Consider the following 22731-nt stretch of genomic DNA (forward strand, 5'->3'; position numbering starts at 1 on the left):
ACGGCAAGGCCGTTCGCTGCCGCGCAGGCAGCTCAGAAAACAATGGAGGCTCCATGAACATCCGCGCAAACGTTCGCTGCCGCGCAGGCAGCTCAGAAATCAACGAACCATCGGCAACCACCGAACAGGCCGTTCGCTGCCGCGCAGGCAGCTCAGAAAGTCGCGACCAGTTGCGGGAGCTGCCACAAGATGTTCGCTGCCGCGCAGGCAGCTCAGAAAGCATTCCGGGCAGCGCGCCGCCTCCAGCATGTGTTCGCTGCCGCGCAGGCAGCTCAGAAAACGAAAGAGCGTGGTGCAGTGGCTTGGGCCGCGTTCGCTGCCGCGCAGGCAGCTCAGAAAATAAAATGCAACCGGCCAATCAGTCGATCCTTGTTCGCTGCCGCGCAGGCAGCTCAGAAATATGCTTCGGCTGCCCACTCGTCCTGAAAGCAGTTCGCTGCCGCGCAGGCAGCTCAGAAAAACTCGCCGAAGTTCAGGTCTTCGGGCGGCATGTTCGCTGCCGCGCAGGCAGCTCAGAAATCGACAACCTCGGCGCGCTGCTGGGTGTCACCGTTCGCTGCCGCGCAGGCAGCTCAGAAAATCGTCCAGTGCCTGATCGCTGGTCGGCCCTCGTTCGCTGCCGCGCAGGCAGCTCAGAAAAGTCAGCGTTGCGGCGGACACGGCGCGTCCAGGTTCGCTGCCGCGCAGGCAGCTCAGAGAATGAAGGATGCCGCCAAAGCCGTGCAACAACTGTTCGCTGCCGCGCAGGCAGCTCAGAAAACAACACATGCTGGCCGCACGCACTGGCACGTGTTCGCTGCCGCGCAGGCAGCTCAGAAAGATGTACGCATGCGCTTGATGCGCTGCGCTTCGTTCGCTGCCGCGCAGGCAGCTCAGAAACGTCTCCGATCAGCGACCCTGCTACCGCAGTTGTTCGCTGCCGCGCAGGCAGCTCAGAAAGTGAGCTCGGTAACGATGGCATCGGACAGGTTGTTCGCTGCCGCGCAGGCAGCTCAGAAAAGCCGCATGCATCGGCGTGGGGAAGATACTTGGTTCGCTGCCGCGCAGGCAGCTCAGAAATAAGAATAATGGCGATGTTGTGGCCCGTCGCAGTTCGCTGCCGCGCAGGCAGCTCAGAAATTCTCGCGAATGATGTTGAGGTCCAGCAGAAAGTTCGCTGCCGCGCAGGCAGCTCAGAAACAGTTCGCTATTTTCTCGCCAAGCGGCGCACCGTTCGCTGCCGCGCAGGCAGCTCAGAAACATTCGTGGACGAGGTTGTCGTCCGCCAGCGCGTTCGCTGCCGCGCAGGCAGCTCAGAAATGTCAAGCCTACGTGAGTTCGTGGAACGCCGGGTTCGCTGCCGCGCAGGCAGCTCAGAAAATGTCGCCATACGCAACTTCACGGCCGCAGTGGTTCGCTGCCGCGCAGGCAGCTCAGAAATCGCGGTGGAGGAACAAGATCACGTCGGCCTTGTTCGCTGCCGCGCAGGCAGCTCAGAAAAGTCCGGCCACATCGACTTGCGGCGACGCCGGGTTCGCTGCCGCGCAGGCAGCTCAGAAACTATGTCGAGCGTCTCTCGACACAAGGGGCCAGTTCGCTGCCGCGCAGGCAGCTCAGAAATTGCCTCGCTATTCGATTACCAGCAGACGTGGGTTCGCTGCCGCGCAGGCAGCTCAGAAAAACGCCGATAAGCGCCGAGACCGCCCAAGCGCGTTCGCTGCCGCGCAGGCAGCTCAGAAAACTCAGAATTTTCCTGGCCGCATCCTCGCTGGGTTCGCTGCCGCGCAGGCAGCTCAGAAATCAGCGAGCATATCCAGCGCATCCGTTATCGAGTTCGCTGCCGCGCAGGCAGCTCAGAAATGACCGCGCACGTGAACGGCATCCCCAAGATGGTTCGCTGCCGCGCAGGCAGCTCAGAAAGCGAACAGCAACGCGATCACGTCCAATACCGCGTTCGCTGCCGCGCAGGCAGCTCAGAAATACGCCGGCGCCGAGACGGCCAATCTGCCCGAGTTCGCTGCCGCGCAGGAAGCTCAGAAATCTTCCACGCTGAGCACGGCGGGAAGCGAGCCGTTCGCTCCCGCACAAGCAGCTCAGAAGTGATCGGCGATGGGGGTTTGGCCCAGCGCTGAGCACATCCGGAATCGAGGGCGCATATACAGGTCACACGAATCTGCTAGCGTCAGCGGCCCTACCGCCATGATTGCCCTTGCATGTCCGCACGACACCCTGCACTCGCCTTACTCGTCGCCACCCTGCTCGCCGGCTGCGCCCACCAGCCGTCGCATGCGCCCGCCCTGCCCGACGGCACGCGGGCCACGGTGGCGATCCTGGAAACCACGGACCTCCACACCAACATCCTCGGTTACGACTACTACAAGCAGAAGGCCGATCCGTCGCTGGGCTTCGAGCGCACGGCCACGCTGATCGACGCGGCGCGCAAGCAGTTTCCGAACAACTTCCTGTTCGACAATGGCGACACCATCCAGGGCACGGTGCTGGCGGATTGGCAGGCGCAGGTGCAGAAACTGGCCTGCGACCAGGAGCTGGCGGTCTATCGCGCGATGGACGCGGTGGGCTACGACGGCGGCACCGCGGGCAACCACGAGTTCAACTACGGGCTGGGCTGGCTTTCGCAGGTCACCGGCACGCCGATGAACGTGGACGGCGGCGAACGGCGGCAATGCGCCGGGCCGCATTTCCCGCTGGTGCTGGCGAACGTGGACAGCACGCGCGACGGCGCGCCCATCTTCAAGCCGTGGACCATGCTCACCAAGCCGATCGCGGTGCAGCTGCCGGACGGCACGACCGCCAGCGTGCCGCTGCGCGTGGCGATCATCGGCTTCACGCCGCCGCCCATCCTGCAGTGGGACAAGCAGAACCTGGCCGGCAAGGTCGGCGTGGACGGCGTGGTCGAGGCGGCGAAGAAGTACCTGCCGCAGATCGAGGCGCAGCATCCCGACCTGGTGGTGGCGATGATGCACGGCGGCCTGGACACCGCGCCGTACACGCCCGCGATGGAAAATGCCGGCTGGCACCTCGCCGGCGTGCCGGGCATCGACGTGCTGTTGCTGGGCCACTCGCACACCGAGTTCCCCGGCCCGCGCTTCGCGCACATGCCGGACGTGGACGCGGTGCGCGGCTTCGTGCACGGCGTGCCCGCGGTGATGGGCGGCTTCTTCGGCAAGGACCTGGGCGTGATCGAGCTGGCGCTGGATCGCAGGGACGGCCGCTGGAGCGTCGACAAGAACCGGACACACAGCGAGGTGCGCCCGATCTGCAGCAAGCCCGGCGATGCCGCAAGCTGCGTGGCGGCCGACCCCGCGATCGCGCCGCTGGTGGCGAAGGTGCAGGAGGCCGCGGTGGCCTACGTCAACACGCCGATCGGCCACAGCGACGTGCGGCTTTCCAGCTATTTCGCGGACGAGGGCAACATGAGCGCGCTGGCCGTGGTCAATGCCGCGCAGCGCGACTACGTGCGCGCGGAACTGCCGCGCCTGCATCCGGAACTGGCGAAGGTGCCGGTGCTCTCCGCCGCCGCCGCGTTCCGCACCGGTTTCGGCGGCCCGGACGACTACACCGACGTGGCGCCCGGCCCGCTCACCCTGCGCAGCGCGGCGGACCTCTACTTCTATCCGAACACGCTGGCTGCGGTGAAGACCGACGGCGCTGGCGTGAAGGCGTGGCTGGAAGAGGCGGCCAAGCGCTTCAACCGCATCGACCCGGCGAAGACCGACGCGCAGGAACTGGTCAACACGCGCTTCCCCGGCTACAACTTCGACCAGATCCAGGGCGGCGTCCACTACGTCATCGACGTGTCGAAACCTGCGGGCCAGCGCATCGTGTCGCTCACGTTCGACGGCAAGCCGGTGAAGCCCGGGCAGCCCTTCGTCGTGGTCACCAACAACTACCGCGCCAGCGGCGGCGGCCGCTTCCCGGGGCTGGACGGCAGCAGCATCGTGCTGAGCGCCCCCGACGGCACGCGCGAGATCGTGGCGCGCTGGCTGCAGCAGCACCGCGAGATCGCCGCGCGCAACCTGCCGGCGCGCTCCTGGCGCTTCGCGCCGCTGAAGACCGCCGCGCCGGTGGTGTTCACCGGCGCCAGCGGCAAGGCCGGGATCGCCCGTGCGGACGGACTCGACCCCATCCGCGAAGTGAAGGACCATGGCGACGGCACGGCCACCTACGCGATCGACCTGTCGCGCTGAGCCGCCCTCCACGTCACCCGGCCCACGAACGCCCACCGATGCGATCCACCACCCGGTCCCGCCACCAGGCGCCCCCGCGCCGGAAGCACGCGGCATGAGCGGCGCCTCGATGCTGCGGCGGATTCCGCGCGGCATCTGGGCGCTGGGCCTGGTGTCGATGTTGATGGACATCTCCTCGGAGATGATCCACGCGCTGCTGCCGGTGTACCTGGTGGGCACGCTGGGCATCTCCACGCTGGCGGTGGGCTTCATCGAAGGCATCGCGGAGTCGACCGCGTCGATCGTGAAGGTGTTTTCCGGCGCGCTGTCGGACTGGCTGGGCCGGCGCAAGCTGCTGGCGGCGATCGGCTACGGGCTGGCGGCGCTGACCAAGCCGGTGTTCCCCTTGGCGCAGACGGTGGGCTGGGTGGTGGCCGCGCGCTTCGTGGACCGCGTCGGCAAGGGCATCCGCGGCGCGCCGCGCGACGCGCTGATCGCGGACCTGGCGCCGCCGGGCATGAGCGGCGCCGCGTTCGGGCTGCGCCAATCGCTGGACATCACGGGCGCCTACATCGGCCCGCTGCTGGCGATCGCGCTGATGTGGCTGGGCGGCAACGACATCCCGCTGGTGTTCTGGGTCGCGGTGCTGCCGGCGTTCGCCGCGTTCGCGCTGATCGCGTTCGCCGTGCACGACGTGCCGCGCGCAGCTGCCGCGCCTGCGCGGCGCATGCCGCTGGCGCGCGCCGAACTGGCCCGGCTGCCGCCGCTGTACTGGCAGGTGGTGGTGGTGGCCGCGGTGTTCACCTTGGCGCGCTACAGCGAGGCGTTCCTGGTGCTGCGGGCGCAGGAGCTGAAGCTGCAACTGGCGCTGATCCCGCTGGTGCTGGTGCTGATGAACGTGGTCTACGCACTGGCCGCCTATCCGTTCGGCAAGCTGGCCGACCGCCTCGACCGCGGCGTGCTGCTCGCCATCGGCTTCGGCGTGCTGGTGCTGGCCGACCTGGTGCTGGCGCTGCCGGGCGGCCTGCCCGGGCTGGCTGCCGGCGTGATGCTGTGGGGGCTGCACATGGGCATGACCCAGGGCCTGCTCGCCGCGCTGGTGGCCGACACGGCGCCGGAATCGCTGCGCGGCACCGCGTTCGGCATGTACAACCTGGTCAGCGGCGTGGCCCTGCTGCTGGCCAGCGTGCTGGCTGGCGGACTGTGGGAACGCATCGGCCCGCAGGCCACCTTCCTCGCCGGCGCCGCGTTCGCCACGCTGGCCCTGCTCGGCCTGCTCGTGCTGCTGCGGCGATGGTCCGTGAACAGGCGCCCGGCGCCGCCGTGATCATCGCCGTTGCGCCGGTCTGTCGACCGGCGCAACGGCGCGCTCCCACCCGGCCACCGGCCCCGGCTGCAGGCGGAACAGCGGATGGGGTTCCGGGCGGACCAGTCCGCGCCAGCGCGCGTGCAACGACGGGTCGCGTACCTCCAGCTTCGCCAGCAGGTGCCGCCATTCCAGATCGAGCTGGCCATCGTTCAGAGGCAGCGCCGCCGCGTCGCGCCGCACCGGCCCGAAACGGCTGCGGTCGAAGCGGTAGCCGCGCGCCAGCGACTCGGTGTGGACCGCGGCGAGATAGGCGTTGATCGCCAGCGTCGGCGTGGCGTGCCGGCGGAAACGGTCGAGCTGGGGATGCCGGCGATAGCCGCGCGTGGCGCCGCGCAGCATGGCGCGCGCCAGCAACGCCTCGCGCCACAAGGCCACCAGGCCTTTCGCATCCAGGTAACGAGGGTGCAGCGACCACAGGCGCACGACGGATCCCTGCGGTCCGCAAACGACGGGCCCGCGACGCCGCAGGATGCCATGCGCGGGCCGGCGGCGGTTCAGTCCGTCGGCGTGTGCCGCAGGCGGCCCACCTCGTCGGACCGCACCGCACCCCCACGGTTCGACCAGGACTGGCGGATGTAGCTGACCACCGCCGCCACTTCCGCGTCGCTCAGCTGCTGCGCGAACGGCGGCATCGAATACGGCCGCGGGTTGCCTGCGGTGGCCGGCGCGAAGCCGCCCAGCAGCACGCCGCGCACGGCGTTGGTCGCGGTGGGCTCGGTCACCGAGGTGTTGCCGTCCAGCGGCGGGGAGACACCAGGCACGCCTTCGCCCTGCTTGCCGTGGCAGGTGGAGCACTGCTGCTCGTAGAGCTTGCCGCCCTGCGCGTGGCTGGCGGCCTTCGCGAACGCCGCGGGTGCGGCCGGCGCCGGCCCGCGCGCAGGCAGCGCCTGCAGGTAGACCGCCACCGCCTGCAGGTCGGCGTCGCTCATGTGCTGGGTGCTGTTGCGCACCACGTCGGCCATCGGGCCGAACGCGGTGCCCCTGGCCGACTGGCCGGTCTTGAGCAGGTCCACGATGTCCTGGCCGCTCCAGCCCGCCAGCCCGCCGCCCGGCTGCGTGCTCAGGTCCGGCGCGTACCAGTCCTGCGCGGGTATCGTGCCGCCGGCGAGGTGGTGGTCCTTGTCCATGCCGCCCCACGCGTTGCGCGTGGTATGGCATTCGTTGCAGTGGCCCAGGCCCTGCACCAGGTAGGCGCCGCGGTTCCACTCCGCCGACTTGCCCGGATCGTCCCGGTACACGCCCGGCGTGAAGTACAGCGCACGCCACGCCAGCAGGCTGGCGCGCACGTTGTAGGGAAAGGACAGCCCCGGCGCGCGATCGGGCTGGCGCACCGGCGGCAGCGACTTCAGGTAGGCGAAGATCGCCAGCGCGTCGTCGCGGTTGACCCTGGTGAACGAGGTGTAGGAGAACACCGGATACAGCAGCTCGCCGCCGCGCCCCTTGCCCTCGTGCAGCGCGCGCCAGAAATCCTCGAAGCCCCACTGGCCGATGCCGGTTTCCGCATCGGGCGTGAGGTTGGGCGCGGGCACGTCGCCGAACGGCGTGGGCAGCGCGCGGCCGCCGGCATAGCGCTGGCCGCCGCGCGCCGTATGGCAGGCGGCGCAGTCGCCCACCGCGGCGAGGTATTCGCCGCGCGCGACCAGCGCGGGATCGCGCAGCTTCGCCGCCTCGGCCTCGAGCTGCGCGGCCGGCGCAGGATGCGCCCGGCCCGGCACGAACAGCCACCAGCCCAGCAGCGCGGCTCCGCCCAGCACCGGGATCAGCCACCAGCGTTTCATGGATTCACCCCGCTCTTGCCCATCACGCACCAGCCCGGCAGCGGCTCGCGCTGCGCGCTGGCCGGCACGGGATGCATGTCGTTCGGCGGCGGCTGGCTGGCCAGCCACGCGGCCACCGCGGCGACGTCGCCGCCGGTCATGCGATTGGCCACCACGACCATGCAGCCGGGGCCGTCGGTGACGCGCTGGTGCGTGCGCCACGCCTCCAGTTGCGCATTGATGTATGCATAGGACAGGCCCGCCAGGCCCGGCATCATCGGCTCCACGCCGGTCAGCGTGCTGCCGTGGCAGCTCTCGCAGGAGGGCACGCCGCGGCCGGGATCGCCGTGGCGTACCAGTTGCTCGCCGCGCTGCAGCGCCGCGGCGGACACCGCGGGCACCGGCTGGCGCCGGTACGGCACCTGCTGCGCCGCGAAGTATTCCGCGATCTGGCGCAGGTAGTCAGGGCTCAACTGGCGCACCACGTATTCCATCGCCGCATGGCGGCGCTGGCCGCCCTGGAAGAATTCCAGCTGTTGCAGCAGGTAGCCGGCCGGCTTGCCGGCCAGGCGCGGCACTTTCGCGTCGCCCGGCAGGCCTTCGCCGTGGTCGCCATGGCAACTGGCGCAGGCGGCGACGCGCTGCTGCATGGAATCCGGGGCATCAGCCGCAAGCACGCCCGCGCCCGCGCCGGACGCAAGCCATACGACGCCGGCGCTCAACAGGAAGCGCAAGGAAAACCGGAGATTCATTCCTGCCATTGTAATCGGGCGTGCCGGCGCCGGCGGCCCGAAACCGGGGGTCGCGACAACCTGCCGCGGTCGCACATCGGCCGCGGTCCCGAAGGAACAGTTGCAAATGCACCTGTTGACTGCAGTGCAACACAGGTCTTAGTGTCGGCTCCATGTCGCCGCATTCCGCCATCGCACGCATGCATTCCGTACCGGCCATCGCCGGTCGCATGCCGTCGCGCACGGGCGACATCGCCGCCATCGCCACGATCACCACCACGATTATTACCACCGGTACCGGTACCTCCGGCTACGGGTGGGCGTTCGTGCGCGAGTAACACTTCACACACGCAACGGCCCCCTCGACGAGGCGGGCCGGTGCACACCGACACGCCAGACGAAGCGGGGCCTCCACCGGAGAGCTCACCGTGAACGTCTGCGCACCACCCAATGCAGTAGCCCAGGAAGCCTTCTCGCTGTCGCGCTTCATGGCGCTGCCCGACGCGCGCCGCCAGCGCACGCTGGCCGTGGGCCTGATCGGCCCCGGCCGGGTCGGCAGCGCCCTGCTCCAGCAGTTGCGCGCGGCCCAGCCACGACTGGCGCGCGAAGCGGGCCTGCAGCTGAAGCTGTGCGGCGTGGTCGCCCGGCAGCGCATGTGGCTGGACCACGACGATCCCGAACTGAACTCCCGCAGCCACGGCGCGCAGACCTGGCGCCCCAGCGACCTCGACGCGTTCGCCGCCCACGTGCAGCGCGCCGGCGAGCGCCACGCGCTGCTGGTGGATTGCAGCGCCAGCGACGCGGTGGCCTCGCACTATCCCCGCTGGCTGGCCGCCGGCGTGCACGTGGTGACGCCGAACAAACTGGCGGCCAGCGGCCCGCTGGAACGCTGGCGCGCGATCCGCCAGGCCTGCGCCGGCGGCGCGCGCTACCGCTACGAGGCCACCGTGTGCGCCGGGCTGCCGGTGGTGCAGACGCTGCGCGACCTGCTCGACACTGGCGACGAGCTGTGCGCGGTGCACGGCATGTTCTCCGGCACCCTGGCCTGGCTGTGCAACCGCCACGACGGCCAGCAGCCGTTCTCCGCGCTGGTGCGCGAGGCGCATGCGCTGGGCTATACCGAACCCGATCCGCGCGACGACCTGTCCGGCCTGGACGTGGCGCGCAAGCTGGTGATTCTGGCCCGCGAGGCGAGCTGGCCGCTGTCGCTGGAACAGGTGCAGGTGGAAAGCCTGGTGCCGCCGGAGCTGGCCGACGTGCCGGTGGAGGAATTCATGCAGCGGCTGGACCTGCTGGATGCGCCGATGGCCGCGAAGCTGGCCGAGGCGCACACGCGCGGCGGCGTGCTGCGCCACGTGGCGCAGCTGGACCGCCACGGCCGCGCCAGCGTGCGGCTGCAGGTGTTGCCGGCCACGCATGCGTTCGCGCACTCCCGGCTGACCGACAACGTGGTGCAATTCAGCACGCGCCGTTACCGCGACAATCCCCTGCAGGTGCAAGGTCCCGGCGCCGGGCCGGAAGTGACCGCGGCCGGCGTGTTCGCCGACCTGCTGCGCATCGCCGAAACGCTGGAGCCGCACGCATGAACGCCCCCGTACTGTTGCAGGAAGCCATGAAGCCCTCGTCGTCCCGTTCCCGCCTCCGCCGCGACCATGCCGTCGCGTTCGCCCCCGCCTGCGTCGGCAACGTCGGCGTCGGTTTCGACATCCTCGGCCACAGCATGGCCGGTGCGGGCGATCGCGCCGAGGTGCGGCGCATCGACGAGCCCGTGGTGCGCATCGCGGCGATCCACGGCAGCGCGGCCGCGCTGCCGCTGGACGCGAGCGCGAACACCGCGGGCGTCGCGCTGCTCGCGCTGCGCAAGGCACTGGGCCTGCGCCACGGCTTCGAACTCACGCTGCACAAGGGCATCGCGCTGGGCTCGGGCATGGCCGGCTCGGCGGCGTCCTGCGTGGCGGCGCTGGTCGCCGCCAACGCGCTGCTGGACACGCCGCTGCCGCGCGAGGCGCTGTACGGCTTCGCGATGGACGGCGAGGCGGTGGCCAGCGGCGGCCGCCACGGCGACAACGTGGGCCCGCAACTGCTCGGCGGCCTGGTGCTGGCCACGCACGACCGGCTGTTGCGCATCCCGGTGCCAGCCGACTGGCACTGCGCGCTGGTGCATCCGCATTTCGTGCTGGAGACGCGCAAGGCGCGCGCCGCGCTGGCCGGCCACTACGCGCTGGGCGAATTCGTGGCGCAGAGCGCGAACCTCTCGCTGCTGCTCGCCGGCTGCTTCCGCGGCGACGCCGCGCTGGTGCGCGAAGGCCTCAAGGACGTGCTGGTGGAACCGCGCCGCGCGCCGCTGGTGCCGCACTTCGCCCGCGTGAAGCAGGCCGCGCTGGACCACGGCGCGCTGGGCGCCAGCATCTCGGGCGGCGGCCCCAGCGTGTTCGGCTGGTTCGAGTCGCAGGCCAGGGCGACCGCGGCCGCGGCCGCGATGCGCGCGGCGTTCGCCGAAGGCGCGCTGGACAGCGACGTGTTCGTGGCGCCGATCGACGGCCCGGCGGCCATGCTGGTCGACGACGAGGCCCGGGCATGAGTGCTGCGCTGCGTTACCTGAGTACCCGCGGCCGCGCGCCCGCCGCCACGCTGGGCGAGGCGATCGCCGCCGGACTGGCGCCGGACGGCGGCCTCTACGTGCCGGAACGCCTGCCCACGCTGGCGCCCGCGGACTTCGCCCCGCATGGCACGCTGGCGGACACCGCGGCGACCCTGCTCGCGCCGTTCTTCGCGGGCGATCCGCTGGCCGCCGAACTGCCGGCGATCTGCGCGGAGGCGCTGGATTTCCCGGTGCCGCTGCGCGCATTGCCGTACCTGGATGCGCAGGTGCTGGAGCTGTTCCACGGCCCCACCGCCGCGTTCAAGGACGTGGGCGCGCGCTTCCTCGCCGCCAGCCTGCGCCGGCTGCCGCGGGCGGATGCGCGGACGCTCACCATCCTCGTCGCCACTTCCGGCGATACCGGCGCGGCGGTGGGCGCGGCGTTCCATCGCCAGCCCGGCGTACGCGTGGTGATCCTGTACCCGGACGGCCTGGTCTCGCCGCGGCAGGCGCACCAGCTCGGCTGTTTCGGCGACAACGTGCAGGCCTTGCGCGTGGCCGGCCGCTTCGACGATTGCCAGCGCATGGTGAAGGCGGCGCTCAACGACGCCGGGCTGCAACACGCGCTGCCGCTCAGCTCCGCCAACAGCATCAGCCTGGGCCGCCTGCTGCCGCAGATGAGCTACTACGCGCACGCCGCGCTGGGCTGGTGGCGCGAACATCGCGCGCCGCTGGACTTCATCGTGCCCACCGGCAACCTCGGCAACGCGCTGGCCTGCCTGTGGGTGCGCGCGATGGGCCTTCCGGTGGGCGAAGTGCGGCTGGCGTGCAACGCGAACGCCACCCTGCCCGAATTCTTCGCCGGGCGGGATTACGCGCCGCGCGAAGCGGTCGCCACACTGGCGAACGCGATGGACGTGGGTGCACCCAGCAACTTCGAACGCCTGCGCTGGAGCTTCGGCGACGACGACGCCGTGCGCCACGCGCTGCAGGCCGAAAGCGTGGACGACGCCACCATACGGCGCACCATCGCCGCGCACGCGCGCACGCACGGCGAGGCGTTCTGCCCGCACACCGCCACCGCCGTGCACGTGCTCGACCGCCTGCGCGAGCAGGGCGACGCGCGCCCCTGGACCGTGGTCGCCACCGCCCATCCGGCGAAGTTCGAGCAGGTGGTGGAACCGCTGGTGGGCCATCCGCTGGCCGTACCCTCGGCGCTGGCGGCCATGCTGCAGCGCTCGGCCACCGCCGCGCCCCTGGCGGCCAGCGACGAGGCCCTGAAGCACTGGCTGCGGCGCTCCGCACAGCCCTGAAACCGGCCCCATCCACGTCGCCGCGACGGTGCCGGCGCGTACCCCTGCACGCTGAACACCGGCAATTGTCCGCGTGCCGGGCCACCCGGCAGGACTTCCCAGCCGTCACGATTAATTGCTAGGGTGCCCGCTGCACCAGTGGCACGCGGGCCCGGTTGACGACTGCGGCGACGCACGCTGCCACCCCTTTTCGCGGCCGCCGCCGAGGCGGCCGTCTGCCACCGGAACCTATCTTGGACGCCCGCATGCGGAATCTGGAAGAAAGCAGGATCGCGATCATCGGCCTGGGCTACGTGGGCCTGCCACTGGCGGTGGAGTTCGGCAGGCATTACGACACGCTGGGCTTCGACATCAACCAGGCGCGCATCGACGAACTGCGCGCCGGCCACGATCAGACGCTGGAAGTGGACGCGGCCGAGCTGGCCGCCGCCACGCGCCTGCGCTTCTCGGCCGCGCTGGACGACCTGCGCGCGTGCAACGTCTACATCGTCACCGTGCCCACGCCGATCGACCACGCCAAGCGGCCCGACCTGACGCCGCTGGTGAAGGCCAGCCAGACCCTGGCCAAGGTGCTGAAGAAGGGCGACGTCGTGGTGTACGAATCCACGGTCTACCCGGGCTGCACCGAGGAAGTGTGCGTGCCCATCCTCGCCGAAGGCTCCGGCCTGGTGTTCAACCGCGATTTCTTCGCCGGCTACAGCCCGGAGCGCATCAACCCGGGCGACAAGCAGCACCGCGTCACCACCATCCTCAAGGTCACCTCCGGCTCCACGCCGGAAGTCGCCGACTTCGTGAACCGGCTGTACGGCTCCATCATCACCGCCGGCACCCACCAGGCCAGCTCGATCAAGGTGGCCGAGGCGGCCAAGGTGATCGAGAACACCCAGCGCGACCTCAACATCGCGCTGGTCAACGACCTCGCGATCCTGTTCAACAAACTGGGCATCGACACGCTGGAAGTGCTGCAGGCGGCGGGCACCAAGTGGAACTTCCTGCCGTTCCGTCCGGGCCTGGTGGGCGGCCACTGCATCAGCGTGGACCCCTACTACCTCACCCACAAGGCGCAGGAGGTGGGGCACCACCCCGACGTGATCCTCGCCGGCCGCCGCACCAACGACGGCATGGGCCCGTACATCGCGGGCGAGGTGATCCGGCTGATGGTGCGCAAGGGCATCAACCCGGTGAACGCGCGCGTGCTGCTGCTGGGGCTGGCGTTCAAGGAGAACTGCCCGGACCTGCGCAATACGCGCGTGGTCGACATCGTGCAGGCGCTGCGCGGCTACAACGCCACGGTGGACGTGCACGACCCCTGGGTGAACGCCGCCGAGGCCGCGCACGAATACGGCCTCACGCCGGTGGCCGATCCGCCGGCCGGCGCCTACGACGCGGTGATCGTGGCGGTGGGCCACCGCCAGTTCGTGGCGCTGGGCGCCGACGGCGTGCGCGCCTACGGCAAGCCCGCCGCCGTGGTCTACGACGTCAAGTACGTGCTGCCGCGCGACGCGGTGGACGGGAGGCTGTGATGGCGACCCTGGATACCCTGCTGCCGGCCGACCTGCAGGCGCGCGTGCGCGCCGAGTCGGGCACCTGGCTGGTGACCGGCGCCGCCGGCTTCATCGGCTCCAACCTGGTCGAGGCGCTGCTGGGCCTGGGCCAGAGCGTGGTGGGCCTGGACAACTTCGCCACCGGCCACCGGCGCAACCTGGACGAGGTGGAACGCATCGTCGGCCCCGTCGCGTGGTCGCGCTTCCGCTTCATCGAGGGCGACATCCGCGAACTCGCGGACTGCCGCGCCGCCTGCGCCGGCGTGCGCCACGTGCTGCACCAGGCCGCGCTGGGCTCGGTGCCGCGCTCCATCGAGGACCCGCTGGCCACCCACGCCGCCAACGCCACCGGCTTCATCAACATGCTGGTGGCCGCGCGCGACACCAGCGTGACCAGCTTCACCTACGCCGCCTCCAGTTCCACCTACGGCGACGAACCCACCCTGCCCAAGGTGGAGGACCGCATCGGCCGCGCGCTGTCGCCCTATGCGGCGACCAAGCTGTTCGACGAGATCTACGCCGAGGTGTTCGCGCGCTGCTACGGCTTCAAGTCCATCGGCCTGCGCTACTTCAACGTGTTCGGGCGGCGGCAGGACCCGGAGGGCGCCTATGCCGCCGTGATCCCGCAGTGGATCGCCACCATGATCCGGGGCGAAGGCGTGTACATCAACGGCGACGGCGAGACCACGCGCGACTTCTGCCACGTCGCCAACGCGGTGCAGGCGAACCTGCTCGCCGCGCTGGCGACGGACGAGCACCGCGACCTGGTCTACAACGTGGCGGTGGGCCAGCGCACCAGCCTCAACCAGTTGTTCGACGGGCTGGTGCAGCAGCTGGCGAGCGAAGGCGTGCGCTACGGGCTGCCGCCGATCCACCGCGAGTTCCGCGCCGGCGACGTGCGCCATTCGCTGGCCGACATCAGCCGCGCCGCCACCCGCCTGGGCTACGCCCCCACCCATCCGCTGGTGCCGGGCCTGGGCGAGGCGATGCCCTGGTACCTGGGCTTCATCGCCGAACAGACGGCGTCCTGATCCCGGCCTGGCCGGTGCGGCCGGGGTTCCCGGCCGCACCGCCGCACCCCGCCGGGTGTTCTTCCCGGCCGCCTCCTCTCGTGGCGCGACCCCGGTCCGCCGCCCCTGTCTTCCCCGCGACCACCCATCGTCAGCAAAAAATCACAAGAAATGTGATGGACTACACAGGTCGAGGCATTGCGTAGCGCCGGCACAGGTGGTATGGACAGCTGTCCGCCGCATTGCTACCCTTCATGTCCCACAGGCACCGGATGCCATGTTCGGGGGGGAAAGGAATGTTGCGGTTTCTGCACAGACAATCCACGCGCTGGCTGTTCGTGCTTGCGCTTGCCGAGTTCCTGCTGCTTTGCGCGTCGCTGAACGCCGCCACGTGGCTGCGTTTCGGCGATACCCACGAACTTGGCCACCTGCCCGAGCGCTCGGTGCTGTTCGCCGCGATGCTGATGCTGGGCCTCGCCGCCATGGGCCAGTACCAGGCCCACATGCGCGTCACCTGGTTCGGCCTGCTCGCCCGCCAGGCAGTGGGCTTCACGCTGGGCTGCCTGGGCCTGATCGTCGCCTATTACGTGCTGCCGATGGCCTTCATGGGCCGCGGCGTGCTGGGCCTCGCGCTGGTGATCGGTTTCGTGACGGTGACCGCGTTCCGCGCGGCGTTCCTGCGCCTGGTCGAGGTTGAGGTATTCAAGCGGCGCATCCTCGTGCTGGGCGGCGGCACGCGCGCGTCGCAGATCCACAGCCGCATGCGCCGCCGTTCCGACCGGCGCGGCTTCGTGGTGGTGGGCTTCGTGCCGCGGCCGGGCGAACCGGTCAACGTGCCGGCGGAATTGCTGGTCACCCCCGATACGTCGCTGGAAGTCTGGGCCGAGCGCCACGCGATCGACGAGATCGTGGTGGGCGTGGACGACCGCCGCGGCAACCTCATGATGGACGAGCTGCTGGAATGCCGGCAGCTGGGCATCGAGGTGACCGACCTCACCACGTTCTTCGAACGCGAATCGGGGCGCGTGCAGCTCGCGCTGACCTATCCCTCGTGGCTGGTCTACTCCGGCGGCTTCTACGCCTCGCCGATGCGCCGGCTGAGCAAGCGCTGCTTCGACCTCGCCGCGGCGCTGCTGGTGCTGTTGCTGACTTGGCCGCTGATGCTGCTGACGGTGCTCGCGATCCGCATCGAATCCGGCGCGGGCCAGCCCATCCTGTACCGCCAGGAGCGCGTGGGCGTGCGCGGCAAGACATTCTGGCTGATCAAGTTCCGCAGCATGCGCACGGACGCGGAGCGCGACGGTGTGGCACGCTGGGCGTCCAAGGACGACGATCGCGTGACCCGCGTCGGGCGTTTCATCCGCAAGGTGCGGCTGGACGAGCTGCCGCAGCTGTGGAACGTGCTCAAGGGCGAGATGAGCTTCATCGGCCCGCGCCCGGAGCGCCCGCAGTTCGTCGCCGACCTGACGCAGAAGATCCAGTATTACAACCTGCGCCACTGCCTCAAGCCAGGGCTGGCCGGATGGGCGCAGTTGCGCTATCCCTACGGTGCGTCCGAGGACGATGCCGCCGAGAAGCTCAAGTACGACCTGTACTACGTCAAGAACAACAACCTGATGTTCGATCTGCTGATCCTGATCCAGACAGTCGAAGTGGTGCTGTTCGGCCGGGGCGCACGCTGACCGGCACCATCCGCCTGGACGGGCTTGGCGGAACCCCATGATCCGAGGATTCGCCATGCCACGTCGAAGCTTGCCGGATCGTCCGGCCCCCGCCACCCCGCGCGAGGGCAGCCCGGACGCCACGAAACGCCGCCGCTGGCGGGCCGCGCTGACGATCGCGGCGGTGCTGGTCGTCGCGGCGGTGATGGCCCGGGCGATCGTGCCGAACCGCGGCGACCAGGCCGACGCCGCCCTGGACGCCGCGGCGCCGGTGCCGGCGACGGCCGCAGCCACGACGGCAACCGACGCGCGCCTCGCGCTCCCGTCGGCACAGCCGACGCAGTCGGCGGACGCGCAGCCTTCCGCCTCCGGCGTGCCGGCGATGCGGGCCGCGCCCGACGGCCGCGCGCCCGAACGGCTTTCCTCGGAAAGCCTGGCCTGGGCCTACCAGGACGTGGCGTGCAATCCCGACGACGCTGCCCGCCCGTCCGGGGCCGCTCCCGCCGGCAACGCCGGGCAGCCTTCGACCGCCTGCGCGCCCGCGCGCGTGCTGGCGCTGGTGGATTCCAGCGCGCATGCGCGCAAGGGCTCGGTGCCGATCGCGGCCGCCTTCTCCGCGCAACCGCTGGCGGTGACGATGGCGCCGCATCCGCGCCTGCTGCTGGACAGCGCCACGCTGGCCACGCTGCGCCAGCGCGCCACCAGTTCCAACCCGGATTGGACGACGCTGAAGGCGCAGTGCGACTCCTACATCGGCGGCACGGTGGAATACCCCTCCGGCAACCCCTATCCGAACAAGCCCAACATCGGCCAGGGCTACCAGGGCAGCGACTACGTGCCCGCGCTGCTGGCCGAGGGCATGTGCTACCAGGTGCTGAAGACCAGCAACCCCACCGCCGCCGCCAGCTACGGCGCCAAGGCCGTGGACATCCTGGTCAAGATGTCCGCGTCCGGCAGCCAGGGGCAGCCGCCCTGCAACGACAGCGGCTACGGCATCCGTTTCTATGGCGTGGGCATGGGCCTGGGCTACGACTGGGTGTACGAGCTGCTGACGCCGGCCCAGCGCACCCAGATCTACACCACCGCGAACGCGTGGATCACCGCGTGGGAGGCGCCGAACGGCTGCGCCGGTTTCGAGTACACGCACCCGCAGAGCAACTACTACGCGGGCTACTTCCACGCCAAGGCGGCGATCGCCCTGGCCACCTACGACGAGAACCCCTCGGCCCCGGCGCAGTGGGACGACTGGTTGAACAACCAGTTCGGCAAGCGCGTGCAGCCGTATTACGCGCTGCACCTGGCCGGCGGCGGCTGGCCGGAAGGCTACGGCAACTATGCTCCGCTGGGCATCCAGAACATGAGCATGCCGCTGCGCGAGGTGAAGACCGCCACCGGGCAGGACCTGGTGCATGCGACCGCGCCCTACCTGTTCCCGCTCGACAGCGCGGACTACGTCATGCACTTCACCTGGCCGTCGCGGGCGTATTTCGACGACCGCGACACCAATCACGCCAACGGCGTGGTGACGCCGCCGGTGGGCACCACCCAGGTCGGCGTGTTCCAGCAGATCCTCGGCGCCCTGGCCTACTGGGGCTCGCCCAAGGTGGGCGTGTTCCACCAGTACCTGAACGACGTCAACACGGCCACCTCCGGCTACAACACGTCCGATCCCTGGCTGCTTTACCTCAATGCCGAGTCGACGCTGCCCACGGCGGCGGTGAACACGCTGCCGCTGTCCTACCTGGCCACCGGCATGGGTGCGGTGGCGGCCCGCTCGGACTGGTCGACCGGCGCGAGCTGGATGTCGTTCCGCGCCGGCCCCTACGTCAACAACCCCTCGCAGGGCGAGGAGAGCTTCGACCAGGGCGGGCTGGCGCTGGTCCGCGGCAACACCCCGCTGCTGGTCAACACCTTCGGCTGGATGGTGCACGAGCCCAACGGCTCGTCCGACGAGAACCTGCTCTACGACGATCTGTACGGCAACTTCAACAACACGCTGTACAAGGGCAACCGGCAGATCTACAACATCTACTACACCCGCCGGATGAGCGGCAGCAGCGTGCTTGACCGCTACGGGCAGGCCGCCTACACCACCGAAGACAACCAGGTCAGCACCAAGGTCGCGGCCTACGACGACCATGGCGGCTACGTGTTCGTGCAGGCCACCGGCCTGGCGGACATGTACCGCGCGTTCTCCACCGGCCCCGCGGTGGCCATCTGGACGCGGCAGATCGTCTATGTGCGGCCCAACCGCTTCGTGGTCTACGACCGCACCACCTCCGGCGGCGCGGGCTACGACCAGTTCCTGGCATGGCACTTCCCCGCCAACCCGGCGACCGGCAGCGCGCCCACGGGCGAAAGCCGCCTGGACGTCACCTACAACGGCACCTATGCCGGCGCGGTGACCACCGTGCTGCCGGCCAACGCCACGCTCACCACCATACCGCTGTACCCGACCAGCAACCCGGCCAAGATATGGCAGGTGCAGGTGCGCCCGCCGGATGCAGGCACGAGCCAGCGCTGGCTCACCGTGTTCGACCTGTCCGCCAGCGCGGCGGCGGTGGCCGTCGCCACGCCGGTGGCGGTCAGCCAGGGCAACATGGTCGGCGTGCGCATGGCCGGCAGCTCGGGCAACGACGTGGTGCTGCAGAGCGCGGCGGCGGCCGGCGCAGCGGTGACGCCACCCGTCGTCTACACCGTGCCCGCGGCGGTCACCCACCATGTCCTCACCGAACTGGCGCCGGCCACCGGCTACAACATCAGCGTCGCCAGCAGCGGCGGCAACCACACCGTCACGGTGAGCCCGGGCGGCACCTACACCAGCAGCGCCGCCGGCGTGCTGGATTTCTACGTCAATGCCGACGGCACCGTGCAGCCGACGCCGCCGCCGACGCCGCTGGCCCCGCCGCCGGTGAGCGACCTGCCCGTGCCCGGCTTTCCGAAACCCTACAAACCATGAGACGGACCGCTCCGCCAGCCGCCGAGACGCCTCCGCACGCCAGGGCCGGCGGCATGTCGATCAAGGAACGCACGCAATGCTGAAGCGTCTGGTGAAAATGGCCACGGACATGCGCGGCCTGCCGCAAGTGACCATCAACTTGCGTTGCGCCGACACGGCCGGCAACGACCCGTTCTACGAGCGGGTCGTGCGCGACTTCTATCGGGACGCGATGCGTCGGCACCCGAAGTTTCCGCTGGTGCGCAACTACGAGTACGGGTTCTCCGTGCACCACATGGCCGGCGAACCCGACAACTACCTGCGCAGCATAGAAAGCGCGGCGCGCCGGAACTACAAGAAGTCCTGCCGGCTCGGCTACGGCTTTGGCCTCATCGACTACAACGCGCACCTGGCCGACATCACCGCGATCCTGCGTTCGGCGCCGGTGCGCCAGGGACGGGCGATGCCGGCCGATTTCTTCACCCGCGACGCGGCCCCCTCGAACAACCCGCCGTCGCGTTCGGCGCTGCACGACTATCCCTATTTCGGCATCCTGCGCGACGGCCACCTGTATGCGTTCGCCAGCTGCCTGGTGGCCGGCGAACTGTGCTCGATCGAGACCATCTACGGCCACGCCGACCATCTGGCCGACGGCGTGGTGCCGATGATGATCATCGGCATCGCCGAGTGGATCGCCACGCACCACCCCGACGTGCGGTATTACGCCTACGGCACCTACTTCGGGGCGACCGACACCATGCAGCGCTTCAAGCGCAAGTTCGACTTCAAGCCGCACCGTGCGCGATGGGTGTTGGGAGACTGATGCCATGTCCAGCCTTCCGGTCGACGCGTTCGGCGCCACGCGCACAGTCGAGCTGTCGCTGCCCGAGGAACTGCCCTACCAGCTGATCTACCGCATGCGGCGCGAGCAGCCCTTCGCGGTGGCGGAACCCGCGGGGGTGGAATTCCGCTACGCCACCAGCCTGGTCCAGTTCGCCGGACTGGCGGGCGCGCTGCGCCGCAGGGTCAGCGCGCCGGAACTGTTGCGCGCCGCCCTCCGCATCGCCGCGGGCCGGCGCTTCTACTGCGTGCTGCGGCAGGGGCGCATCCTGCACCACGGCTGGGCCAATGTGGCGTTCTGCCGCCACTACAAGGTGGGACCGGGCGAAGTGGTGATCGGCCCGATCTGGTCCGCGCCCGAGTCGCGCGGCATGGGCCTGGCCACCTACGCCACGCAATCGGCGATCAACCGCCTGATCGCCGAAGGCCTGACGGTGTTCTACATCGACACCTCGAACGAGAACCTGGCTTGCCAGGCGATGATCGCCAAGTGCGGCTTCGGCGCCGCGATGGGCTGCACGCCGCGCAGGCCCGACTAGCAGACGGCCGCAGAATGACCAGCCCAAGCAGTCGAATGCCCGCCCGCAGGCCGCCCCTGCCGCCCGCGACCGGGGCCACGCCAGGCTCGCGCGGACGGATGGGCCTGCCCGCGGGGCGCAGGTTCGCTTCAGCCGTCCTGCTCGATGTCGGTGATGTGCACGCCGACGCTCCCCGGATCCATCCCGGCGACGAACAACGGCTGCTCTCCGCGCGCGACGAAGCCCTCGGCGCGCCACGCCTCCAGCACGGGCGCGGCGGCCGCCAGCCGCACCTCGATCCCCTCGCAGCCCGCCGCGTAGGCCATCCGGCAAAGCTCCCGCACGGCGCGGCGGTCTGCCTCGCGCACGCCGCCGGCGAACCAGGCGTCGGTCACGGTCATCAGGCCGGGCACGTGCGCGTTCGCCTCGCAGGCGAACCAGGCCAGCAACGGCGCACCCGCTGCCGGCGCCACCAGCAGGAAGCGGCGCCGCAACGCCGGCAGGCGGAGCAGGCGCCACTCCAGCATCGTGGCGGTGCGCATGGTGCTCAGGCCGTCGCCGCGCTCGGAGCGCTCCCACAAGGCCTGCATGCGCGGATCGATCGCGTCGGTCCAGGCCGCGTGCAGGCCGGAACGGCGGCCCGGCAGCCACGGCTGGCGGCCCACGGCGACCGCGCCGTCCAGCAGCGCGCCGCCGGCGCGCCCCAGCGGGCCGGGCAACACCCGCTGCGCGAAGCGCCGGTAGCGCAACACCTTCACGTACCGCCGCAGCCGCACCGGCACGCTATAGCCGCCGCGCAGGCCTATCGCGCCACCCAGGGCATTGGTCAAGCCGTAGGCGAACTCGAATTGCTCCAGGCCGCGCACCGTCATGTCGCGGAGCAACTGCAGCGCGGGCCTGAGCGAGCGGTGCCCCGGCAGCACGGCAAGATGGCTGGCGGCCGCGGCGCGCAGTTCGCGTCCCTGCCACAGCATGGGACGCGGGCCGGCGCCCAGCGTGCCCACGATCTCGCCGCTGGCGCGATGGCGCAGCAGCTGCAGCAAGGGGCGGCCGAACGGGCAGTCCAGATAGTAGACGTCGTACATGCGCTCCAGCTGCGCCTGCCAGCCGATGTGGCCGCGCCAGATGCCGATGACGGTATCGCGATCCTGCTCAAGCCGGCCCTCGATCGTTTCGTAGCGGTCGTCGGGCGCAGTGTCGCGAATGTTCAAGGGTACGCATTCCTGTCGTGCGGCGCCGGTAAATTCTGTGCGACACAAGGTTCCGGTTCAAGGCGGGATCGCCGCGCCAGCGGGCGCGGGCGCAACCGCACGGTACGCACCGAACGTATCCGTACGTGTGCATCGTCGGCGTCAACAGGATGACCAGGGGGGACGACATGAACCAGCAAGGCGGAATCCTGCAGGTCGACTGGGCCGCATTCGATCCGTGGTCGATCGTGCCGGTGCGCCACCGGCTGATGCCGCATCCGCTGATGCAGATGGACTCGCTGGTGGAGCTGGGCCGGCGCCTGGAGGCGCGCGGCAGCGTGCGCACGCACAGCGACGCGGTGAACGCGGGCACGCCGTTCAACCACGCGCCGCAGATGCATCCCAATCGTGCCGGCGCCGCCGCCACCCTGGCCGGCATCGCCGAGGCCAGGGCGTGGATGTCGCTGCTCAACGTGCAGGGCGACCCGGTCTATCGCGGCCTGGTCGACGAGGTGCTCGACAGCGTGGCGCCGCAACTGGCGCAGCGCGATCCGGGCATGTGCTATCGCGGCGGCTGGATCTTCGTCACCTCGCCGCACACCATCACGCCGTTCCACTTCGACAAGGAACACAACTTCATCCTGCAGGTGAGCGGACGCAAGACGCTGTACGTGTGGGGGCCCGACGACACCGTGGCCGCCAGCGAACAGGCGCGCGACCTCTTCCATGCAAGCTACAGCCGCGAGCGCCTGCGCTGGGACGAATCGCTGCGCGCGCGGGCGCGGGTGTTCCATCTCGAACCGGGCATGGGCGCGTACATGCCCTCCACCAGCCCGCACCTGGTGGAGAACGGCGACGGGCCGTCGGTCACCGCCAGCTTCACCTATTACACCGACGCCACCCGGCGCGACGCATTGCTGCACCGCGCGCACGAGCGCGTGCGCAACTGGGGCTACGAGCCGCCGCCGGTCGGCCGCAACGGCCTGCTGGACGCCGGCCTGCTCGGCGCTTTCCGCGGCGCCGCACTGTTGCGCCAATGGCGTGGCCGCCTGGCGCGGGCGCCGCAGCCGCGTTCGGATCGCGCACCGTACGCCTACGCCGGGGGGCAGTGAG

Annotated in this window: 17 protein-coding genes and 1 CRISPR repeat array (1 of these 18 only partly in view); of the genes, 13 read left to right on the forward strand and 4 right to left on the reverse strand. The window is 70.2% G+C overall.

Translation table 11 applies throughout. The features are described from left to right. A CRISPR array of direct repeats spans nt 1–2079; the repeat unit is 28 nt; unit sequence GTTCGCTGCCGCGCAGGCAGCTCAGAAA (it extends 6411 nt beyond the left edge of the window). 113 nt (nt 2080–2192) lie between these two features. Then, on the forward strand, nt 2193–4187 hold the full coding sequence (locus PCA_RS15280; RefSeq protein ID WP_181303471.1) for a bifunctional 2',3'-cyclic-nucleotide 2'-phosphodiesterase/3'-nucleotidase: 1995 nt from the start codon (nt 2193–2195) through the stop codon (nt 4185–4187). Nucleotides 4188–4281: 94 nt separating this feature from the next. After that, entirely contained in the window at nt 4282–5493 is a 1212-nt protein-coding gene (locus PCA_RS15285; protein ID WP_219918869.1) for an MFS transporter, read from the forward strand. On the opposite strand, the gene PCA_RS15290 is transcribed toward PCA_RS15285, so the two are convergent. The 3 genes from PCA_RS15290 to PCA_RS15300 all read right to left on the reverse strand — a co-directional run bounded on the left by PCA_RS15290 (nt 5494) and on the right by PCA_RS15300 (nt 8044). Next, the gene (locus PCA_RS15290) at nt 5494–5958 is read right to left on the reverse strand and encodes a pyrimidine dimer DNA glycosylase/endonuclease V (RefSeq protein ID WP_181303472.1); all 465 of its coding nucleotides are present in this window, start codon (nt 5956–5958) and stop codon (nt 5494–5496) included. Nucleotides 5959–6029: 71 nt separating this feature from the next. Then, nucleotides 6030–7313, reverse strand: coding sequence for a cytochrome c (locus tag PCA_RS15295; RefSeq protein WP_181303473.1), 1284 nt, complete (start codon nt 7311–7313; stop codon nt 6030–6032). Beyond that, the gene (locus PCA_RS15300; protein ID WP_181303474.1) at nt 7310–8044 is read right to left on the reverse strand and encodes a c-type cytochrome; all 735 of its coding nucleotides are present in this window, start codon (nt 8042–8044) and stop codon (nt 7310–7312) included. The genes PCA_RS15295 and PCA_RS15300 overlap by 4 nt, the downstream gene beginning before the upstream one ends. A 179-nt stretch (nt 8045–8223) precedes the next feature. On the opposite strand from PCA_RS15300, the gene PCA_RS15305 reads away from it, so the two are divergent. The 10 genes from PCA_RS15305 to PCA_RS15350 all read left to right on the forward strand — a co-directional run bounded on the left by PCA_RS15305 (nt 8224) and on the right by PCA_RS15350 (nt 20449). Next, nucleotides 8224–8361: a hypothetical protein gene (locus PCA_RS15305; RefSeq protein WP_181303475.1), complete on the forward strand. Its 138-nt coding sequence runs from the start codon at nt 8224–8226 to the stop codon at nt 8359–8361. Between the two features lie 150 nt (nt 8362–8511). Continuing rightward, a complete protein-coding gene (locus PCA_RS15310) occupies nt 8512–9609 on the forward strand; it encodes a homoserine dehydrogenase (RefSeq protein WP_181303490.1) in 1098 nt (365 codons plus the stop codon). Next, nucleotides 9606–10604, forward strand: coding sequence for a homoserine kinase (locus PCA_RS15315; protein WP_181303476.1), 999 nt, complete (start codon nt 9606–9608; stop codon nt 10602–10604). The genes PCA_RS15310 and PCA_RS15315 overlap by 4 nt, the downstream gene beginning before the upstream one ends. Beyond that, a complete protein-coding gene (gene thrC / locus PCA_RS15320) occupies nt 10601–11917 on the forward strand; it encodes a threonine synthase (protein WP_181303477.1) in 1317 nt (438 codons plus the stop codon). The genes PCA_RS15315 and thrC overlap by 4 nt, the downstream gene beginning before the upstream one ends. A 245-nt stretch (nt 11918–12162) precedes the next feature. Next, nucleotides 12163–13440, forward strand: a complete 1278-nt coding sequence (gene tviB, locus PCA_RS15325; protein WP_181303491.1) for a Vi polysaccharide biosynthesis UDP-N-acetylglucosamine C-6 dehydrogenase TviB — start codon at nt 12163–12165, stop codon at nt 13438–13440. Further along, nucleotides 13440–14492, forward strand: coding sequence for an SDR family oxidoreductase (locus PCA_RS15330; RefSeq protein WP_181303478.1), 1053 nt, complete (start codon nt 13440–13442; stop codon nt 14490–14492). Before tviB ends, PCA_RS15330 begins: the two co-directional genes overlap by 1 nt. 275 nt (nt 14493–14767) lie before the next feature. Continuing rightward, the gene (locus PCA_RS15335; RefSeq protein WP_181303479.1) at nt 14768–16153 is read left to right on the forward strand and encodes a TIGR03013 family XrtA/PEP-CTERM system glycosyltransferase; all 1386 of its coding nucleotides are present in this window, start codon (nt 14768–14770) and stop codon (nt 16151–16153) included. A 55-nt stretch (nt 16154–16208) separates the two neighbouring features. After that, nucleotides 16209–19091: a hypothetical protein gene (locus tag PCA_RS15340; protein ID WP_255436906.1), complete on the forward strand. Its 2883-nt coding sequence runs from the start codon at nt 16209–16211 to the stop codon at nt 19089–19091. A gap of 76 nt (nt 19092–19167) precedes the next feature. After that, complete coding sequence (locus PCA_RS15345) at nt 19168–19893, forward strand: hypothetical protein (protein WP_181303480.1); 726 nt, start codon at nt 19168–19170, stop codon at nt 19891–19893. A 4-nt stretch (nt 19894–19897) separates the two neighbouring features. Beyond that, nucleotides 19898–20449 (forward strand): GNAT family N-acetyltransferase, encoded by a 552-nt coding sequence (locus PCA_RS15350; protein ID WP_181303481.1) that lies wholly within the window; start codon nt 19898–19900, stop codon nt 20447–20449. Between the two features lie 128 nt (nt 20450–20577). Here the strand turns inward: PCA_RS15350 and PCA_RS15355 are convergent, their stop codons facing one another. Next, the gene (locus PCA_RS15355) at nt 20578–21639 is read right to left on the reverse strand and encodes a hypothetical protein (RefSeq protein ID WP_181303482.1); all 1062 of its coding nucleotides are present in this window, start codon (nt 21637–21639) and stop codon (nt 20578–20580) included. A gap of 167 nt (nt 21640–21806) precedes the next feature. On the opposite strand from PCA_RS15355, the gene PCA_RS15360 reads away from it, so the two are divergent. Then, nucleotides 21807–22730, forward strand: coding sequence for a cupin-like domain-containing protein (locus PCA_RS15360; protein ID WP_181303483.1), 924 nt, complete (start codon nt 21807–21809; stop codon nt 22728–22730). Nucleotide 22731: the final 1 nt, after the last annotated feature.

The sequence above is a fragment of the Rhodanobacter sp. PCA2 genome (assembly GCF_013620825.1).
GTDB lineage: Bacteria > Pseudomonadota > Gammaproteobacteria > Xanthomonadales > Rhodanobacteraceae > Rhodanobacter_A.

Excerpts from the sequence above, each read along its gene's own strand:
- PCA_RS15360 (WP_181303483.1), top strand. The coding sequence starts at position 21,807 with ATGAACCAGCAAGGCGGAATCCTGCAGGTCGACTGGGCCGCATTCGAT.
- PCA_RS15285 (WP_219918869.1), top strand. The coding sequence starts at position 4,282 with ATGAGCGGCGCCTCGATGCTGCGGCGGATTCCGCGCGGCATCTGGGCG.
- PCA_RS15350 (WP_181303481.1), top strand. The coding sequence starts at position 19,898 with ATGTCCAGCCTTCCGGTCGACGCGTTCGGCGCCACGCGCACAGTCGAG.
- PCA_RS15340 (WP_255436906.1), top strand. The coding sequence starts at position 16,209 with ATGCCACGTCGAAGCTTGCCGGATCGTCCGGCCCCCGCCACCCCGCGC.
- PCA_RS15330 (WP_181303478.1), top strand. The coding sequence starts at position 13,440 with ATGGCGACCCTGGATACCCTGCTGCCGGCCGACCTGCAGGCGCGCGTG.
- PCA_RS15295 (WP_181303473.1), bottom strand. The coding sequence starts at position 7,313 with ATGAAACGCTGGTGGCTGATCCCGGTGCTGGGCGGAGCCGCGCTGCTG.
- tviB (WP_181303491.1), top strand. The coding sequence starts at position 12,163 with ATGCGGAATCTGGAAGAAAGCAGGATCGCGATCATCGGCCTGGGCTAC.
- PCA_RS15335 (WP_181303479.1), top strand. The coding sequence starts at position 14,768 with ATGTTGCGGTTTCTGCACAGACAATCCACGCGCTGGCTGTTCGTGCTT.
- PCA_RS15300 (WP_181303474.1), bottom strand. The coding sequence starts at position 8,044 with ATGAATCTCCGGTTTTCCTTGCGCTTCCTGTTGAGCGCCGGCGTCGTA.
- PCA_RS15280 (WP_181303471.1), top strand. The coding sequence starts at position 2,193 with ATGTCCGCACGACACCCTGCACTCGCCTTACTCGTCGCCACCCTGCTC.
- PCA_RS15305 (WP_181303475.1), top strand. The coding sequence starts at position 8,224 with ATGCATTCCGTACCGGCCATCGCCGGTCGCATGCCGTCGCGCACGGGC.
- PCA_RS15345 (WP_181303480.1), top strand. The coding sequence starts at position 19,168 with ATGCTGAAGCGTCTGGTGAAAATGGCCACGGACATGCGCGGCCTGCCG.
- PCA_RS15315 (WP_181303476.1), top strand. The coding sequence starts at position 9,606 with ATGAACGCCCCCGTACTGTTGCAGGAAGCCATGAAGCCCTCGTCGTCC.
- thrC (WP_181303477.1), top strand. The coding sequence starts at position 10,601 with ATGAGTGCTGCGCTGCGTTACCTGAGTACCCGCGGCCGCGCGCCCGCC.
- PCA_RS15310 (WP_181303490.1), top strand. The coding sequence starts at position 8,512 with ATGGCGCTGCCCGACGCGCGCCGCCAGCGCACGCTGGCCGTGGGCCTG.